At 39.6% G+C, this 19,407-nt stretch carries 10 protein-coding genes and 1 tRNA gene; 8 read left to right on the top strand and 3 right to left on the bottom strand.

Going from position 1 to position 19,407, the window contains the following annotated elements:
* Positions 1–13 precede the first annotated feature (13 nt).
* Positions 14–1,684, top strand: coding sequence for a RagB/SusD family nutrient uptake outer membrane protein (locus tag AS141_RS10235; protein WP_057937543.1), 1,671 nt, complete (start codon positions 14–16; stop codon positions 1,682–1,684).
* A 99-nt stretch (positions 1,685–1,783) separates the two neighbouring features.
* Here AS141_RS10235 and AS141_RS10230 read toward each other — a convergent pair whose 3' ends face one another.
* Entirely contained in the window at positions 1,784–5,038 is a 3,255-nt protein-coding gene (locus AS141_RS10230) for a VCBS repeat-containing protein (RefSeq protein ID WP_057937542.1), read from the bottom strand.
* A gap of 697 nt (positions 5,039–5,735) precedes the next feature.
* On the opposite strand from AS141_RS10230, the gene AS141_RS10225 reads away from it, so the two are divergent.
* From AS141_RS10225 to AS141_RS10195, 7 genes are all read left to right on the top strand, one after another.
* A complete protein-coding gene (locus tag AS141_RS10225; protein ID WP_057937541.1) occupies positions 5,736–6,107 on the top strand; it encodes a BlaI/MecI/CopY family transcriptional regulator in 372 nt (123 codons plus the stop codon).
* Positions 6,104–7,801: a M56 family metallopeptidase gene (locus AS141_RS10220; protein WP_057937540.1), complete on the top strand. Its 1,698-nt coding sequence runs from the start codon at positions 6,104–6,106 to the stop codon at positions 7,799–7,801. The genes AS141_RS10225 and AS141_RS10220 overlap by 4 nt, the downstream gene beginning before the upstream one ends.
* 384 nt (positions 7,802–8,185) lie before the next feature.
* A complete protein-coding gene (locus tag AS141_RS10215) occupies positions 8,186–8,719 on the top strand; it encodes an RNA polymerase sigma-70 factor (protein ID WP_057937539.1) in 534 nt (177 codons plus the stop codon).
* Positions 8,720–8,891: 172 nt separating this feature from the next.
* The gene (locus tag AS141_RS10210) at positions 8,892–9,857 is read left to right on the top strand and encodes a FecR family protein (RefSeq protein ID WP_057937538.1); all 966 of its coding nucleotides are present in this window, start codon (positions 8,892–8,894) and stop codon (positions 9,855–9,857) included.
* Positions 9,858–9,949: 92 nt separating this feature from the next.
* Entirely contained in the window at positions 9,950–13,288 is a 3,339-nt protein-coding gene (locus AS141_RS10205; protein ID WP_057937537.1) for a TonB-dependent receptor, read from the top strand.
* 138 nt (positions 13,289–13,426) lie between these two features.
* On the top strand, positions 13,427–15,178 hold the full coding sequence (locus AS141_RS10200) for a RagB/SusD family nutrient uptake outer membrane protein (protein ID WP_057937536.1): 1,752 nt from the start codon (positions 13,427–13,429) through the stop codon (positions 15,176–15,178).
* Positions 15,179–15,227: 49 nt separating this feature from the next.
* Positions 15,228–16,190: a metallophosphoesterase family protein gene (locus tag AS141_RS10195; RefSeq protein WP_157243428.1), complete on the top strand. Its 963-nt coding sequence runs from the start codon at positions 15,228–15,230 to the stop codon at positions 16,188–16,190.
* Between the two features lie 1,910 nt (positions 16,191–18,100).
* Here the strand turns inward: AS141_RS10195 and AS141_RS10190 are convergent.
* Both AS141_RS10190 and AS141_RS10185 read right to left on the bottom strand, forming a co-directional pair.
* Positions 18,101–18,185, bottom strand: a tRNA-Ser gene (locus AS141_RS10190).
* 237 nt (positions 18,186–18,422) lie between these two features.
* The gene (locus tag AS141_RS10185; RefSeq protein ID WP_082632246.1) at positions 18,423–19,406 is read right to left on the bottom strand and encodes a YihY/virulence factor BrkB family protein; all 984 of its coding nucleotides are present in this window, start codon (positions 19,404–19,406) and stop codon (positions 18,423–18,425) included.
* Position 19,407: the final 1 nt, after the last annotated feature.

Raw genomic sequence — 19,407 nt, 5'->3', positions numbered from 1 at the left:
AACTACCTTAAAAATGAAACTGAAAAAATATATTATCATAACCTTAACAGTAGCATTAACCAGCTGTTCATTGGACGAAGTATGGTATGATAGGGTAGTGCCGGAAACTTTCTTCAAAACTGAAGGTGATGTTTTAGCTGCACTATATAGGCCTTTTACCCATGCCAGATGGTATCTAACTGGGGACAGGTGGATTGCCCAGGAATTTTCTGCCGATCATTTTGCCCGAACTACCAAAGGCAGACACTGGTATGATGGAGGGAGGTATGCTCGTTACCAACATCATGAATGGACACCTGACGAATCCCAGTTGTTTGAGACGTGGAGAGGAACCTTACAGGGTGTAGCATTGGCATTGGACGTTAAGCAGGATTTAGGCAACCTGGATTATCAAAGCCTTGCGTTGACGGAAGAAGATAAGGCCGCTCATCTGGGGCAACTGGATGCGTTAACGGCCTTCTTTTACCTTCGCGGTCTGGACTTTTTTGGTGGACTTCCGATATTTACTAGTCTAGATCAGGAAAATGTCCCAAGAAGTTCTGATCAGGAAACGTTTAACCATATAGAGGGTTTGTTAAAACAAGCCATCATTGATCTACCTGAAAGGGAAGTAGGAGCTCCCTTGGAAGGTGCAATGACTAAAGGTGCAGCAGCACTGATGTTGGCAAGACTGTACTTTAATTCCGAGGCCTATACCGGAGTTGATATGTTTGAAGAGGCTGCCAAAATTTCCCAAGAACTTTTAGATGGAGAATATGGAGTGTATAGTTTGGATCCTGATTGGAAAGGGCCACACAATTTCACTAATAATCTTTCCACAGAAATTATATGGTCCATTCCTTCTGAATTTAATAGACTGGAATACACCCATTACGGTCATATGTATCATTATAATTCTAGGGTATATTTTGATGTGGATTTGGGTTCTAACAATGGAACACACCTTCAACCATCAAGAAAGCCTAATGGTGATTTGTATATGGATGACTTTAAACTTGGTTCACCCTATGAAAAATATGAGGATGAAGACCTTAGAAAGAGACCCTATAAGTATCTAGGAAACAGTAATTACGAAGGGATGTTCCTAGTAGGAGATCAAGTGTCACCTATCACGGGAGATCAGGTGATGGGTAATGAAGAGTATAATGGAAAGCCTTTGGTGTTTGTGGATCAAGTAGGAAGATTTTCTGAGTTGGGTCAAACCTATTCTTCTGTAGAAGAGCTCCCTTCGAATATAGGAGCGGGAGAGGAAAATACGGGGGTCCGATTAGTGAAAATCCCTATTCCTTCCAGTGCAGATTTATCCTTAAGGTGGGGGGCCGACCATCCTGCTTTTAGATTGGCAGAAGTTTACCTGATGCTTGCAGAATGTATGCTTAGATCTGGAGATTCTGAGAGAGCCGCTGAATTGATCAATGAGGTAAGGAGAAGAGCATTTGAAGATGGCATGGATCCAAATCCTGCTACTTCAGGAAATTTGGATCTATATAGAATGGCTGATGAATGGGGCATTGAATTCTTAGGAGAAGGAAGGAGAAGAACTGATTTAGTACGGCTTGGCTTTTTCACCACAGAAGAATGGTGGGATCATCAACCGTCCGGTTCAGATCATTTAAATCGCTTTCCAGTGCCTACTTCTGCGCTTTCAGCAAGTAATGTGTTGGAGCAAAATCCTGGCTACTGAGTATCAATAAAATGATTAGATGAGTTAAATATCAATTTAATTCTGTTGTAAAGATTATCCGGCATCTAAGCTTGTTCTTGGGAGCCGGATTTTTTAGTATTAAGGAAGTTGGTAGACCTCATGCTCTTCGTTATTATAGGTAACCAAAAGGTAGGGGCTGCCTTGGAAATTGACTATATCCAAACCTCTAACAGATTTTTGGGTGAAACTTAGACCTAGGTTGTTTCCTTCCAGAATTTTGCCTTCTGAAGTGAGTATATTTCCTGATAAGCTCCCAAAGCGACCATGGTAGGGTGTAACACCAAAATAATTGCCACCTACCAAGACTTCTTCTTTCCCATCAAGATTAAAATCAAACTTTAGGAATGCAGTAATAGGAGCCATCTGTAATGCCGCATCAAAGGATTCAAAAGTAAATTTCCCTCCTGAATTAAGTAAATATCCAGAGGCAAGATTGTTAACTGTGAAGAGTTTGGCATTTTCCAATTGGTCGTTATCAAAAATTTCTTCAATAGGTTTTCCAGCAAATTTTTGATGTGAAGTAAACTTTTTCTTTAGAAAGCTCATTTGGCTACCCATCTCACTTAACCCAGAAACTGTGTAGTATTGACCATTTTTCTCGTAAGCCACTATAGTTTCTGTACTTCCATTATCGTCAAAATCTGAATAATACATCTTTAAAGGCGAACCATCATTGGCTATAAACTTTGTGTTTAAGCCCCAATTACCGAGTAAATAATCCAAATCTCCATCCCCATCTATATCAAAGGGAATTACGGATTGCCACAGTCCTGTTAGCTCACGATCAGTGATTTCTGGGGTGATATCTTTTAATACACCCTCTTGGTTTTTAAAAAACCTGGGTGCCATCCATTCTCCCACGACTATGAGATCTACCCAATCATCACTGTCAAAATCTGTCCAGACCGCATCGGTTACCATCCCTGCCTGCTGCAACTCATCGTTTTGCGTAATAGTGAATATTCCATTCTTATTATTTAACAAAAAGGAATTTGGTGTTTCACCATAATTTTTTGCCTCAGCTGCCCCTCCGATGAAGAGGTCTATATGGCCATCATTATCGTAATCGAAAGCCCGCACCACTGAGCTGTTTTGATAATAGGAAGGAAGACCTTGCTTAGTTAAATTGCTGCCATTATTTATAAAGAGTCTATCTCCTAGATTTTTGTTTTCATACTCAAGTTCACCCCCAGCCGATACTATAAAAAGGTCGTTTTTACCATCATTGTTCAAATCTTCTATTATTGCCGACACATCTTCAGTGATAGAATCTATGGAGATCAAATCCTCCTTTTTTTTCGCAAAACCAACTTTAGTCTGAATGTAAATCTCAGCAGGTTGATTTTTGGCTCCACCGAAGAAAATATCATCAGAACCATCTCCATTAAGATCTCGAACCGCAACTGCGGGACCTCGGTCAGAAACTTTGAATGGGATAAGTTTTTGACGGTTAAAATCTATGAAGTGATTTTCTTGATGTTTATATGTTAAGCCCGGGAAACTGGTTTTTTTAAACCATTTCTCAGCCTTCGGGAAAATATCGGAGTAGTTTATTGTTTGCCTATCTTCCACGGGACTGAAAACTATCGTCTGGTTTACAGCTATGTTGTATTTTTTTTCAAATGTGTTGTCTGGCCATATTACTAGGAGGGAGTCTATAGTTAAAGCATTTCCATAGCCAAAATGTATTAATGGTTCAGAGGAGGATTGGAAGCCACGGGAATTATATAGTTGTTTTACTTGCATATTTCCCTGATGCCAAGAAATCACTTTAGTGCCTATGCCGAAATTATTGGGAGTTTTGAAATTTGCTTTGATTTTTAAATAAGTTGAGTTTTCCGTTGCGTTGTTTTGATATAGAGTTGCCGGCTCATTGAGGTTGTTTGTGACCAAGTCTAAATCCCCGTCATTATCAAAGTCTGCCCAAGCTGCTCCATTGGAAATAATAGGGTCTTTAGAAATCCAATTGCCTGTTTGATCAGAGAATTGTAGATTTTTTTCTCCTTTATAGATGTAATTTTTTACTTTCCCTTCAGGCATTTTGTTTAGGGCTTCCTGATCTAGTTTGTTGGAGTTATTGAATTTCCCCTCAGTTTCGTCATTCGAAATGTAGCTGATGTAGTCATGATCGTTGGGTCTTCTTGGAATACCTGTAGAAATAAAAACATCCTGTATGCCATCTAGGTCGAAATCAGCGAACAGGGGAGACCAACTCCAATCGGTAGCAGCTATTCCACTGTATAAAGCAGTTTCCTGAAAATATTCTCCGGCTTGGTTAATTTGCAACATGTTACGCGCATATTGAGGATGATACTTCAACCGTTTGATTTTCAGGTCATGAGTGTAGACGGGGTCGTCACTCATAGATGCTTTAAGGACACTCTCATCCTCAGGAAGCATGTCTAGCGTTAAAATATCGACATAGCCATCATTATTAATGTCTGCTGCATCGTTGCCCATGGAGAACCTGCTGATCTGGCTGAATTTCTCTTTTAGTAATTCAGTGAATGTGCCATCTCCTTGATTGATATAGTAATAGTCATCCTCGTGAAAATCATTACTTACATAGATATCAGTAAAGCCATCGTTGTTAAAATCAGCTGTTGTCAGACCCAATCCATATCCATTTGCTCCACCAAATATCCCAGCTTCTTCACTGATGTCAATGAATATCCCGTTATCGTTTCTTAATAATTTATCTCCACTTTTTTCAGATCTAATATTTCTAATATCTGCCGGGCCGTATGAATTTTCAGTGTGAACTGAATGGTTGAGTAGATACATGTCGAGATCTCCATCATTATCAAAATCAAAAAATGCTGAAGTAGTGCCATAATTTTCAAAATCCAATTGATATTTTTCAGCTTCTTCGGTAAAGGTGAGGTCCCCGTTGTTTATGAACAGTTCGTTTTTACCTTTTAAGCCATGTATACCAGTCACAGCACAAACATATATATCTAAAAATCCGTCTCCATTTACATCAGCCATGGTGACTCCGGTGTTCCAATCTGAGGATCCGTCAACTCCAGCATTTGAGGTGATGTCCTCAAACTCCATATTTCCCTTGTTTAAAAATAGCCTATTTTGTACTTGGTTTCCGGTAAAGTAAATATCAGGCAAATCATCATTATTTATATCGCCAACTGCGACTCCCCCACCATTGTAGAAATAGAGATAGTAGAGAATTCCGAGGGTTACTGATTCTTTGACTTCATTTGTGAACTTTAGATTGGATTTCTCAACTGAGACAGGGGTGAATAGGTATTTCTTTTTCTCGTTTGAGCATCCTAAGAAAAATAAAGAAGTTAAAATTAGGATTAAAAAATTTCTCATCGAATTTGAGGGGAGTCTGAGATTTGTCCAACTTGGAATACATGTATTTGGCAATGAAATTGAGTCCATATCAGTTCGGCACATTAAAACCCTAATGGATAGGGTTTTTTTGGCAGTAATAAGATGGTTTAAGTTGTGCTAAAGTTATTGATTTTCGGTTTTATTCTAAGGTTTCTGCCTTTTGTTCGATGTGGTGTGCATCTTGGCTAATTCTTTCAAAATAGTTTTTGCCCCTTTGAGTCCATAGATGTTAAATAGCATAAGATTACCTGTGGTTGGAATATCGAAAAAGAGGGGGCATTATTTGGGAAGCCAAAGCTTTAAATAGAGAAACTGAATTCGTGCACCTCTAGTATCTCGTCCCGAACGAACTGTGCGATGTCTAAGAGGGAAATTGATTCAAATGAAACTCAATTTGAAAAACTTAATTAGCATTTCTACGATATGGTGAAGCGAAAAGAGGAAAGGGGCTTTCTGCTCCCAATGCTCCAATCATTGTGATGAAACTGATTAATAGAGTTGCTAAATATTATTCATTCGTAATGGGCAACGACGCAACCCTTCACCAACTGATCTTTTTAAAATCGTAGAATCTAATTCAAGACAAGGATGGTTTTCAGGAATAAAAAGCTTCAGAAATTTTTATAATTATTTTTTTTTGTCTATTATTGTAGACGACAGTCTATAATAATAGAATATGAATCTTTCTAAAGCTGAAGAGCAACTTATGAATTTGATTTGGGAAAAGGGAAGGGTATTTATGAAGGATATTCTAGCGTCCTATCCGGAACCTAAGCCTGCACACACCACCGTTGCTACCTTACTCAAAAGGTTGCAAGAGAAAGAGGCTATCTATTTTGAATTGTTTGGTAACTCCCGAGCATACCTTCCCTTGGTTGCCAAAAACGAATATTTCTCCAAAAAGGTAAGTAGCATGATTAAAGACTTCTTTAATGATTCTCCTACTCAGTTTGCATCATTTTTTACCAAAGAGACGGAGCTGGAAACGAATGAACTGGAAGAAATAAAGAGGATAATTGAAGAACAACTTAAATCCCAGAAGCCATGATTGAATTTATCACAAAGGCGACTCTTGCCCTACTTATCTTTTATGCTTTTTATTTCGCCTTTTTGGCTAAAGAAAGTATGTTTGGATTTACTAGGTTCTTTCTCATTTTTGCGCTCGGCTTTTCATTGATCGTTCCATTTCTTCCTGTTCCTTTTGGCTTCCATATCCGAAATACCACGGGGGCAAAAGATTCAACCCTAGCAAGTACAGTCATTAAGAATAGAATACAGGATAATCTGCCTGATCAAAATGTTGCACAGATGAATGCTGGAAATGGAAGTCTAAGTACGACCCAAGGGATTACTCCGATTAATTGGGGCATCGTTTTAAAGGTTATTTATTTACTGGGGCTGAGCGTTTTCTTTACTCGATTTATTTTTCAGTTATTACAACTTGTCCGGTCCATTAGAAACAATTTAACCCTACAAGAAGGTGAGTGTATCTATGTTTTACTTCCTAATAATAGCTTACCTTTTACTTTTTTACATTTTTTATTTGTTGATAAATCAGCGTTCCAAAACAAGGCAATTGAAGAAGAAATTATAGTTCATGAATTAACGCATATCCGGCAAAAGCATAGTTGGGATATCTTGTTTGTGGAAGTGCTGAAAATTGTATTTTGGTTTAATCCCCTTCTATTTCTTTACAAAAAAGCAATCCGGTTGAACCATGAATTTTTGGCAGATGCAGCCGTTAATTCCAAGTTCAGAAACAAAGCTGCTTACCAATGGCTATTATTCAATAAAATTTCAGGGAATGAGGTTGCATTATCGATTGGTAGTCCGTTTAACGCTTCGGTTACCAAACGGAGAGTAATCATGATGGGCCAATCCAGCTCCCCGCTTAAGACCAATCTGTATAAAGCAAGCAGCCTGGTTTTAACAGGTTTTATGCTGTTGTTTTTGTCATCCAGCAAACCCTATTTCCCAGCCCAATATCCAGAACCAATAAATAATTATGAACACCTCCTGTCCCAAGCTTTTAAAGAAGGGAACCCTTACGAAGTAGATTTGGCTAAGCTTGATCTTCCGGCTCTTCGAAGTGCCTATCTAGCATTGGATGAGAGGGATAAGCAAGCCGGAACAGAATTTCCTTTTTTTGATGCATTGGCATTTGAGAAATTGACAGCCTTGCAGCAAGCTTATCCCGATGTGAAAACAAGTATTCTTTTTAAAAGCCCTCCTCAGATTAATGAAATCCCGAGCGATGTTTTCGAACGATGGAAAAGCACAAAAAGCATTTCATTGACCATTGATGGTGTAGAAACAGAAAAATCCGAATTAGAGAAGTACCAGGCTGCTGATTTTGCCTTGTTTACGGTAAGAGAAAAAGGAAAGAAAGACCTATTCAAAAAACCTCAGCACCATATCTCTTTGTTTACTCAGGCGTATTATTCTGAGAATTATTTAAAACCTAGGAAAAAAATAGAGTTAATTCAAGCCGAATATCCTGGTGATATCAAAATATCTGTTGTATTTAGGCCAAAATATAGAAAAACAACGAATGGAGAAACCGCCGGGGACTATCCTGAAAATTATGAAGCATCAATTTTTCATCAGTTAAGGATAATCGATCCATCTCAGTTAAGAGTGTATGATAAAAAGCTGATCAATTTTACTAGGTCAACTAGTTTTTCAATTATTTTGGAAGAGGAGGGTAAACCGATGTTGATTACGAAATTACCAAGTATTTAATGGGTTTTCCGGAAAATAAATCATCTATAAACCTATGCGATATTTAGTCTTTTTAGCGATGATCGTGTTGATATGTTTCAAAGTAGTGGCTATTCTAGGATGGGGGTTGGATTAACATTGACCCCACTAAAGATTTTTACTTTAAGTTTGGGTTGTTTTCCGAAGGTTCGGAATCAGCCATTAGCCGTGGTTTGTACAATTGGTTTTCCTTCACATTCTTATGGGTTTTGTGGCTTAAGTAACCTCTGGAAATTAGACTTTATTCAGAATATCGTCCCTACCTTTCTTCTAAGCTATTTAAGTTTAAAGTGAACGCTTCTTAATACAAGGTTCAATTTTCATTAACATACTTGTGGTGAATATTTGCTTGGTTTGATCTTTGTTATGGATCAAATTTTAATCAAAAATATCAGAAGGGGTTGTTTAAAAAGCTATAAAGTACTTTTTGAAAAGTATTATGCCGTATTGTTTGCCTATTGCTACAGACTCATCAATGATTCAGAGAGCTCCAAGGAGATAGTCAACGATTCCTTTTTGAAAGTGTGGGAATACCGGGATCGATTGAATACTGAAGCTGGTTCCCTGAAGCCATACCTTTTTCAAATCACTCACAATCACTGCATCAACCACCTTAAAAAAGTCAAGTTAAATTCATCGATAGACTTGTATGATTCTGAGCGCATATTAAGCTATGAACATCAATTCATGGAATATGAGGAACTGGAGCAAGCGATTGATCAAGCGATAGATTCTTTACCGGACCTGCGCAAACAAATTTTTTTGCTGAGTAGGAAAGAAGGGTTAAAATACACTGAAATTGCGAGCCAGCTTGGTATTTCACCACGTACCGTTGAAACCCAGATCCGGCGTTCCTTAACCACATTAAGAAAATTCCTTAAGAAGGGATACATCCACTGAGCTTTTCCTTGCGGGTATATTCTGATTCTACTAGTCAGGTAATAGACGCTGGCTGTTTTGTAGGAAATTACCACTAAGCAACTGGCGATTAGCCCTGACTAAAGTACTTTTTTTAATAAAAAACAGTCTCACTGTCAGGGTAATCTTTCCAATTCTTGTATAGCCTTATAGAATGAGAGATGATATACATATTAAAGAAAGGCTATTGGCATTTATCCAAAAAGAAACGGATGCGAAAGAAAATGCAATGATCCAAAAGTGGTTGGAGAAGAGCGAGCAAAATGTCAACCTGTTTCTAAAGTTAAAGAAATTGTATGAGGAAGACGAGCATCCAAATTACCTGTCTGAGTCCCAACTGGAAGAGCAATGGGAAAAGGTGAAAGCTCAAATGGAGCCAGATCAAAGAACGCCACCTAAGAAATTCTGGATAGTAGGAGTAGCTGCCTCTATAGTTGCATTGTTTGCGGTCGCAGGAATATGGTTACAGCAACACAAATCCTACGAACAGTTACCTGAAACCATCTACCAGACAAATGGGGGTGAGCGCAAGTCCGTATTACTCGCGGATGGGACATCCATCTGGCTCAATGCCAACAGTAAGTTGGTTGTATCCAATTCCTTTGGGATTTCTGATCGGGATGTTAAGCTTGAAGGAGAAGCCTGGTTCGATGTAGCATCGAATCCAAACCAACCCTTCGGTGTAAGTGTCGGGGAAGTGAGCATCCAGGTGCTAGGGACTCAGTTTAATGTCAATGCATATGAATGGAACCCTCAAATAGTGACAAGTCTGGAAGAAGGGGAAATCAGCTATTCGGATGGAAAAGCTCCTTTGATTTTTTTAAAACCAGGGGAACAGGTCAGCTATAACAAACTTGAGCAAAGCAGTTCCCTTAAATCTTTTAACAGCAAGGATTATGCAGCGTGGAGAAGTAACAAACTGCTGCTGAAAAATGCACCTTTAAAAATTGCAATACAGGAGATTGAGAATTTTTACGGAATCCAACTGCAATCCAGCCAGGTGATCGGTGATCAGGATCTCATCAATATGACACTTGATAACGAAAGTCCAAAAGAAACAATAGATCTATTAAACACTATTACCTCAAACCACTTCACAATGAAAAACAACTCCCCTTAATTCCGCTTAAGGCAAAAGAGGAAGTGCTCTAACACTCCCTCTAGCTGATTTCTAAAATCTCCTCTTTTGATCATTTAAAAACATCTAAAATTATGAAGAATAATAGTATTTCACAAAATACTACTTGCTTTAGAATGCGATGCCTAATTCAATGGAAAGTCTTCTGGCTTATCCTGTTGGCATACTTTCTATATAGCCAGCAATCCTGGTCCCAGCAAATTCAGCTCAAAACAGGCTCCCGTCCACTCTATGAAATTATTCAGGAATTGGATGCCCAAACCGAAATGGATTTTGTCTACAACGCTTCTCAACTTGACCTTAACCAACAGGTGGTTATTGAAGGCAGGGAAAAGCCACTAACCAATACCCTTGACAGTATATTTTATGGGACAGGCATCACTCACAAAATTCAGAACAATCATATAATTCTTACTAAGGATGTAGCCATACCTGAATTGATAAAAGGCAAAGTTTATGACCAGGAAACAGGTGAAGCACTCATCGGGGTTACCGTACTTATAAAAGGGACCACCTCTGGAACTACAACTGATGCAAACGGAAATTTTGAGCTGAATGCTTCACCGGGATCGACTTTACTGTTCAGCTATATTGGCTATCAAAAGCAAGAACAGCTTATAGGCAATGATCAAAACCTTTCGGTGAGTTTGGTCATGGAAGCCACAGGGCTTAATGAATTTGTGGTGGTCGGTTATGGGAAGCAGCTCCAAGAACAAGTAACCGGAGCAATTTCTGAAGTCGGGTCAGTGCAATTGGAAAAAAGACCGGTAGTTTCCACTACTTCTGCGCTGCAGGGGATGGCTCCGGGAGTGACCGTTACACAACAAACCGGAGCCCCGGGCGGAGAGGGGACTCAAATCAGAATTCGCGGAATCAATTCCTTTGGTGGTTCAGACAGTTCTCCTTTAGTTTTGATAGATGGGGTGGCAGGGGATCTGAATATGATTGATGTCAACCAGATCGAGACGATATCTGTGTTAAAAGATGCCGCTTCTGCAGCTATTTATGGGTCCAGAGCTGCAAATGGTGTAGTGTTGGTGACAACGAAAAGGGCTTCTGCAGATAATTTTTCTATCAATTACAAAACCTTCATCGGAAAAAGCGAAGCTACCTTTATTCCCGAAGTCACAGATGGGTTAACCTTCATGAACGTATTCAATGAAGCTAATGACAATGACTATGGGTATCCTCTATACAGTGATGAAGAGCTGGCGGAATTCCAGCAAGAATTCGAACAGGACCCTTCGAATTACGATTGGCAAAAAGCCATCTTAAATGGATCAGGGTTGACCCAAAATCATTTTATTTCCTTGATGGCAAATTCTGAAAAGATCTATGTAATGCCTTCTGTCAGCTATACTGATCAACAGGGGGTAATTGAAAACACAGGTTTCAAAAGGATTATTGTAAGGAACAACATGGATATAAAACCTAGCGAAAAGCTGGCTATTAAGTTTGATATGTCCTTAAATAACAGTGACCGCTCACAGATTGCCCACGAAGGTGATGTATGGAATTACCTTGGGCGGATGCCCACCAACATTCCCATCAAAAGAAATGGGCAATGGTCTGAAGGATGGGTGAATGTTAATCCTGTAGCGCAGATAGCGGAGGGTGGAAACGACAGGACAAATACGATTGAGATGATCGGTAATCTGACTGTTGATGTTAAGCCCTGGCAATGGTTAACCCTTACCGGAAAAATAGCACCCAGGTATAGAACCCGCAATACGCACGAGTTCTCCAAAAGTATCATGACGTATAATGATGACGGTTCAGAATCAGGAGCTGCCTACACCTATACCAGTCTTACGGAAACTGCCTATCGCTACTATTACGAGAACTATCAATTCCTGACACAGGCGGAGCAGTGGTGGAGAAACCATCATTTTAAGCTTTTGCTGGGAACCTCTCAGGAAACCTATGACCAAAAATACTTGATGGGTTATCGTAGAGACTATACCTACGATACCTATGAGGTTTTGACAGCGGGGGCAGATGATGCAACCAAAGACAATAACGGCACCCATGCACAATGGATTTTGGTGTCTGGTTTTGGAAGGTTGAACTATGATTTCAAGGACCGGTATTTTTTTGAAGCCAATTTCAGGTACGACGGATCTTCCCGGTTTAGTTCAGCCAACCGTTGGGCAGCTTTTCCATCCTTTTCTGCAGGATGGTTACTATCCGACGAGCCTTTCATGGCGAATACCAAAGGCTTTCTTGATCAGTTGAAAATCAGGGGGTCCTGGGGGAAGCTGGGTAACCAAAATTTGGGAAATACCTATTATCCCTACATGGAGACCCTAACTGTAGGAAGTATTTCCATGGCTGAGCAAATCCATCAGCTGGTAACGTTGAACACCATGTCCAACCCTGATTTGCGCTGGGAAGAAACTACCGTCACAGATTTTGGCGTGGATATAGGCATGTTTGATGGTAAATTCTCCCTTACCGCCGACTGGTATAAAAAGGACACGGATGGGATATTGTTGACTTTATACACCTCCCAGCTGACGGGATTGAATGCCCCTTTTCAGAATGCAGCAGTGGTAACCAACACGGGATGGGAATTGGGAACCAACTACGAAGACAAGTGGGGTGATTTTGAGTTGGGAGTAGGTTTCAATCTTTCCGATGTGAAAAATGAAATAACGGATATGAAAGGGCAAACCTCCGGTACCTTATTGAGACAGGAGGAAGGATATGCCATTAATTCCATCTATGGCTACCTGGCTGATGGGTTGTATCAGTCACAGGAAGAAATTGATGCAGGCCCTACACAATTCGGTACACTTCAGCCCGGAGATATTAGGTTTAAGGATATTGCGGGGGATTTTGATGACAACAACAACCCTATTCCAGACGGGAAAATCAATGATGAAGATAAAGTGATGATTGGAAGTACCATTCCTAGATTGACCTATGCCATGAATCTTAATCTAGGTTGGAAGGGTATTCAGCTGAATGCATTTTTTCAGGGAGTAGGCAAGGTAGATGGTTATTTGAATTCCCATTATGTTATCCCTGCTGTGAATTCAAGCGCCGTTAAAACCTGGCAATTGGATTATTGGACAGCGGAAAATACTGACGCAGCCTTTCCAAGACTTTCAACCACTTCTACCAACAATACCCAAAACTCCACTTACTGGATGAAGAGCGCTTCTTATTTACGGTTGAAAAACATTCAGTTGGGTTACAATATCCCAAGCAGATTGCTCGAGAAAATCAAATTGAGAAAGGCGTTTATTTATGCCAATGGCCAAAATTTATTTACCAAAACGGACTTTTGGCAGGGATATGATCCTGAAGTCAATTTCAATGCTGGTGCCGATTCAGGGGTTTCACTGGGAAGTGGCGCCTATTATCCCCAAGTGAAGATGTATTCCATCGGACTAGATATAAATTTCTAAATGGACCTGAACTCATGCCTGCCTCAGGAAGACAAGCTTGTTGATGATACAATCAAGGAAGATGACCAGTAGACATGCAAGCTTCTCTCGGATGAAGTAGGGGACAGGGTGTTCGGTCAATAAAAATCAAATTTAAAGATGAAAAGAACTACTATAAAAATATGGATGATCACGCTGGCATTGTTTACTGCTTGTGATCTGGACCGATTTCCGATGGATGGCCCTACTACTGGGACATTTCCAGCCACGGAAGAAGAAGCCGTCATGGGGCTTTTGGCTGCCTACAAAGGGTTAACACTCTTGGATGCTGCTAATACTCCTTTTTTACATGTCATGGATAATATTACAGACATTGGTTATGCCAGGCCCAGTAATAACTATACGTCCCCAATCACCAGTTCCCTGACCACAGATAACGCGCTGGCTACCAAGCCATGGGAATATCATTACAAAACTATTGCCCGATGTCATACGGTACTGGATAACCTGGAAAATATCCGGGAGTCGATTTCCGAAGAACAGTACAAACAGATTGATGCGGAACTGCGGGTGATTCGTGCCTACGCCTATTCTAAGCTGATAGAATTGTATGGTGATGTACCCCTGGTTTTGAATTCCCTGGGTTTAACTGATTCGGACCTACCACGTACAGCAAAATTGGAAATTCAGCAGTGGATTATCGATGAAATGACAGAGGTGGCCGACCATCTTCCCGCGTCGCAAGCTACTTACGGAAATGTGCGAGTTGGGAGTGTGGCTGCTTATATGCTGAAAGCTAGAGTGGCTCTCTATAGTGAGCAATTTGATGTAGCTTCATCTGCAGCTGAAAAAGCAATACTGCTTGCCAATGGTAATTATACGCTTACTCCTTTTGATGATTCTAAAGCCTTTTGCAATCAAAGTCATTTAGAGGGTGAACCTGCATGCTCCAATATTTTTGGCTATGAAGGCTATCGATCCAGTAAGGAATGGATTTGGGTAGCAGAATACAACCAGAATATTTCAGGGAACACGCATAACCAAGGGTATTATTTTGCCTCTAGGCTGGGCAAAGGAAGTAGCTATTGGGGCCCTACCCAGAATCTAATCGACTCCTTCCAGTGTATTGACGGATTGCCGATTGATGAGTCTCCCTTGTACGATGCAAATGCTCCTTTTGAAAATAGGGATCCCCGCTTGGATATGTATTGTGCCAGACCCAATGCCCGTTTAATGGGATTCCAGTTTGAAACAAATGTTTCATTTGATCAGGTGAATAATTATTGGCCTGTTTTAAGCGGTGAAGGATCTAAGCCGGTATTGGTTTCCAATACAGATGCGAAAAATGCCTATAGAACCTTCAGTGGCTATCTATGGAGAAAACATACCGACAATATGGATTACCAAACCAATTCTTCTCGGGGTGTTTCAGATCTGAACCTGGGGATCTTTCGCTATGCGGAATTACTGCTGATTTATGCAGAAGCTAAGGTAGAGGCCAATCGTATTGATCTCTCTGTATATGAAGCAATTGATCAGATTAGAACCAGAGCAGGGATGCCTGCCATTTCTAAAAATCTGTCCCAGTCACAATTAAGATCAATCGTTCGTTATGAGCGGAAAATTGAATTGGCCAATGACGGTATGCGCTGGTATGATATCAGAAGATGGGGTATAGCCGATCAAGTGATGAACGGTGTTCTTTATCTTAATAGAAATGGAAACACTTGGAGCAAAAATGTGCTGGTGGATATTGATGAAAATTATACCCCCATTTACAATCAAGCCGAGGCTTTGAATTACTTCACAACCCAGGAAGTGGTATATAAAAACAACAAAGATGAGGTTTGGCCGATTCCCCAGCAGGAAATAGACATCAATTCCAATCTATCACAAAACCCTGGATACTAGTATGATGTGTTTTCTGAAAAACCAATATCATGGGATTGCTAACCTGTCGATGAAGACTGATAAGGTTATACCTCACGCTAAAGTACTAATACTACTGCTGCTTGTACTTGTTTCTGAAGCTACTATGGCTCAGAAAGACACGTTAAACATCCTCCATATTTCCGATTTGCATGTCATCACTAATCAAGAGGCTTACATTGATGAGATGATGGCATACAGACAGAAGAAGGACTATCATCTGGGGGAATCACGTTTTAGGGAGTTTCTGTCCACCGTTCCTAGACAAACCAAAAGTGATATGGTAGTGGCAACAGGAGACTTAATAGATTTCTTTGAATCTGTAGTGGATGACGGTTCCATGCTTGATATTCAGACCAGTCAGTTTTCGAAATTGTTGGATGAATATGATTTGCCCATCTACCTGACTATGGGAAATCATGAGACCTTTACCTTTGACTGGGATGATTCACTGGATTACAAGTTGCTTCATCATCAATACAATACTGAAAAGGCCAGAGCATTATGGATTAGGAACTTGGAGGTCTTTAAAAATGGAACTTACTATAGTAAAAATGTCAAAGTGGGAAAGATTGATTATAAGTTAATCTTTTTGGATGATAGCTTTTATGAATTTCGACCGGATGATCCTACTGACATTCCGTACATCAGCAAGCCTCAGGAATATTGGTTGGATCAGGAGCTGAGTGCTTCAGATACTGATGTGGAAATCATTTTTATGCATATTCCTTTTGGTGCTAAAGTGGCAGATGATAATAACTTTTATCGGGTGTTGGAGAAATATCCATCTTTAAAGCTGGTTGTGGCAGGTCATCATCACAAAAACATCATCAGGAAGTTTCCTGGGAATCTTTCGGGATTTGTGCAGGTACAAACTGCTGCCTTAGTGAATAGTGTGCAAAATTGGCGGTTGATTCAATTGACGGAGGATCAGATACTGGTTTCTGTAACAGGAAAGGCAGAATTAGCTGAGCAGATTATCCAATTGGATTAATGTGCTACCTGGAAGAGCCCGTTTTTTGGACATGGGTTAACTTGAAAGTGGATTGAAATAAATTTTATGCGTTTAAGAGAGTGGCCAAATTGCAACTCGGCTTACACTCCTCACAAATTTTCGAAAAACCTGTGAATGTGATCTTTTGAAAATAGAGAGGATGGTTCACTGACACAATCAAAAACTATAAACTTAAATATTTTTTGATTTATGAATCTGATCCAATAAAATCCAGTATAAGGGAAATCTATAAATTCTAGACCGGATTTAGTGTACACCTTGTGCGTTTAGTACCCCTCGTACAGTACGAATTGTTCGATCTATAGTGAATTTCTCATCAGATATTGAATTAACTCAGGGCTGGATTCAAAAATTTTGACGAGTTCGCTACTGATCTAAAAATAAAAACCCTAACTACCAATATTTCAGGTAGTTAGGGTTCTGTAGTGCAGAGGAAGAGGGAAGTGAGCTTATGTCTTATATGTTTGGTTTTCAATGCTTTATAATTGAAAATTTTTAAGAACTACACGATTAACGCTAGGTTTTTAAATTATTGATTTTATAGTTAGTTGCATGAAATCTTCCTATTTAGAACCTGTACTATTTCTATTATTTGAATGAACTTTATTCCAAGTTAAATATACAAAAAACAGTGAGAAATTTTAGAATAGGCAAGAGATTGCTGGTCCACTAAAATAATGATGTACTAATTCACTGTAATAGTGAGTTGATTAGCTTTGCAGCCCCTGATCCGCAGTGGATAAATATACTTTCCAAAGCATCCATGTTTGTTTTTTATGAAATAAGGTATTAGAAGTTCCTTAACCAGAACTTAAAAGTCGGACTGAAAGTATTGACTCAAGTAAATACTTCATTACAACCTGCATGAGGATATGAATGATTATATCACCATATGTTATGTTGTTGTTTAATGAGTGGATAATCGGAATTTCTCCGATTCTAGCCAAATATTTTGACAGTTGAAGGGTGGGGGATTACAATCTCATTCGTCTGACTGGCTAAAAACCAAGGCTTGTAGCTCTTTTTGCCTCAACTAGTACTTTTTTGGTGCCCTTTTTTTTATTACCAATCCGGCATCTTGTAGCTTTCCGCCAGTCCATCGTTATTAGCCAATTTCAGGATATCCTTTTCAAGTCCAAAGACTTTGTGCACGATTAAATAATATCCTGTGCTTACGTTTGTTGAACCTTTATCTATGCTATAAATAGTCCTTCTCCTTACCCCAGTCCTTTGAGTCAATTGATCGGCACCCAGCTTCCTGCGAAGACTAACAATCCTTATTTACTCATCTTGAACCATGAGTGCTTGTGATTTTGGTAATACTATTGGTTTGCTGTTTACCACCAGACAACTTTCCTTGTAGGCTAATTTGTTTAGTCCAGATCAGCATTCGCACTACTATACCATACGTCAGACGGGATCAATCTTCACCACCATCCAGGATGTGAGGGAGAAAGTTCTATTATGTTTTGGACATGATGAAGTTTAGCGCTTCATCATGCCACTATGTGTTTGTCTTTGGGGAAATGAGTTTACTTTTGTAAGTGTTTTTCATGAATTAATGTGATTTTTAAGTGAAAAAATCAATTTGTAAGTGTTTTTCACGTAATTAGTGCAGGAGAATTTGCGTCTTTTTTTTCAGGTAGAGGACTACACGAATGACGCCCTGGAATTACAGGCAATTGTGAAGATTTTAGGGGTTTTTGACCATAAAAAAAGCCTGTAAAGAATTTCTTTACAGGCTTTTTTTGAATCTGTTGAGCTGAATAAAGCGAAAAACTGATTTTTAATATACTGATTTTCAGTGTTTTGTATTTTTATTCTTTCTTGAAGTGACTTTATAAATCTTTTTTCAAGAAGCTTGTTGACTTGTTCAACAAGGTACTCAGCAGAGGAAGAGGGATTCGAACCCCCGGTACCTCTCGGTACAACGGTTTTCAAGACCGCCGCATTCGACCGCTCTGCCATTCCTCTGGGTCGTAATCGGTTGTTGCGCCGATTAGGTTTGCAAAAGTAGGATAAAAGTAAACTTTTACAAAACAGATCTTGCCTTTTTCTGTTAACCTTCTGATTGTTTTGGGATTAATTTTTCAATTATCCTGCCCTGAATAGTACGTTTCTACAATCTTTCATCGGGAAATAAGCCATACCCTAATACAAAAGGTTCAGCCTAATGGTCTTTTTAATGGATAAAAATAGAATCCTTGCCTATTATGCAATCGTTTTTTTCTCTTCCTGCAACAGTTCCTCCACCTTCGTGCCTAATTTTCTTTTTTTCTTTTCCTCCAGCAGATCCAGACTCACATTTACCTCAAAACAAACAAGCACGATGATAGAAGTAATCAATAACCAAAGCATAAGGGCAATTAAAGTACCTATTGAGCCATACAGTTTATTATAGCTGGCGAAATTGTTCAGATAAAATGAGAAACCGTAAAAGCCGAAGGTGATCAATAGACCGGCTAATTTGGCCCCGGTGGAGAAAAAAATCCATTTATCATGGACCGCAGGGGCAAACCTGAAAATGAATGCAGTGGCGATGTAAAACATAAAGAGCAAAATCAGGAATTTCAGGCTGGAAAATAAGAAAAACATAAATCCGGAGTTGAACACCTGTAACTCATCCAACCTGCGGATCAGAACCCCTCCCAGGATCATAACAATGCTGGCTGTGATCACCGTGAATGCCAGGACTATCACAATACTCACCGCTATGCCCCGACTCTGAAGAAATCCCCGGTTATCTTTAGTCTGATAGACTGAATTGAAGGAACTCATCATAGACATCACTCCCTGCGTGGAAGCATACAGTGCAAAGAAAAAACCCAATGATAGCATACTCTGCCTAGGCTTGGAGACAATATCCATAATCGTATTCTCAGATTGGATATAGACTTCTTCGGGTAGGATTTCCTGGATAAAGTTTAAAATATTCTGAGTAGTGATATAAGGGAAAATATCCTGTAGATAAGGAATAAGGTTCAACAGGAAGAGAATCAACGGGAAAAGCGCAATTGTAAAACTGAACGCCATGGATCCGGCACGTTCGAGGATATCGTCCTTTTGCAGCTGGACCAAAAAAATCCTTCCAACATCATATAGGTTTTTATCCGGATCCCCGAAATGGATTTTCTTGAGCTTTCTTGCCTGCCAAAGTAGCCTGACTTCTAACCTAAGGAGTTTTGTTTTAATCACT

Source organism: Algoriphagus resistens, from assembly GCF_001442615.1.
Classification (GTDB): domain Bacteria; phylum Bacteroidota; class Bacteroidia; order Cytophagales; family Cyclobacteriaceae; genus Algoriphagus; species Algoriphagus resistens.
The sequence above is the reverse complement of the archived record's forward strand: the minus strand, read 5'-3'. Positions and strand labels throughout refer to the sequence as shown.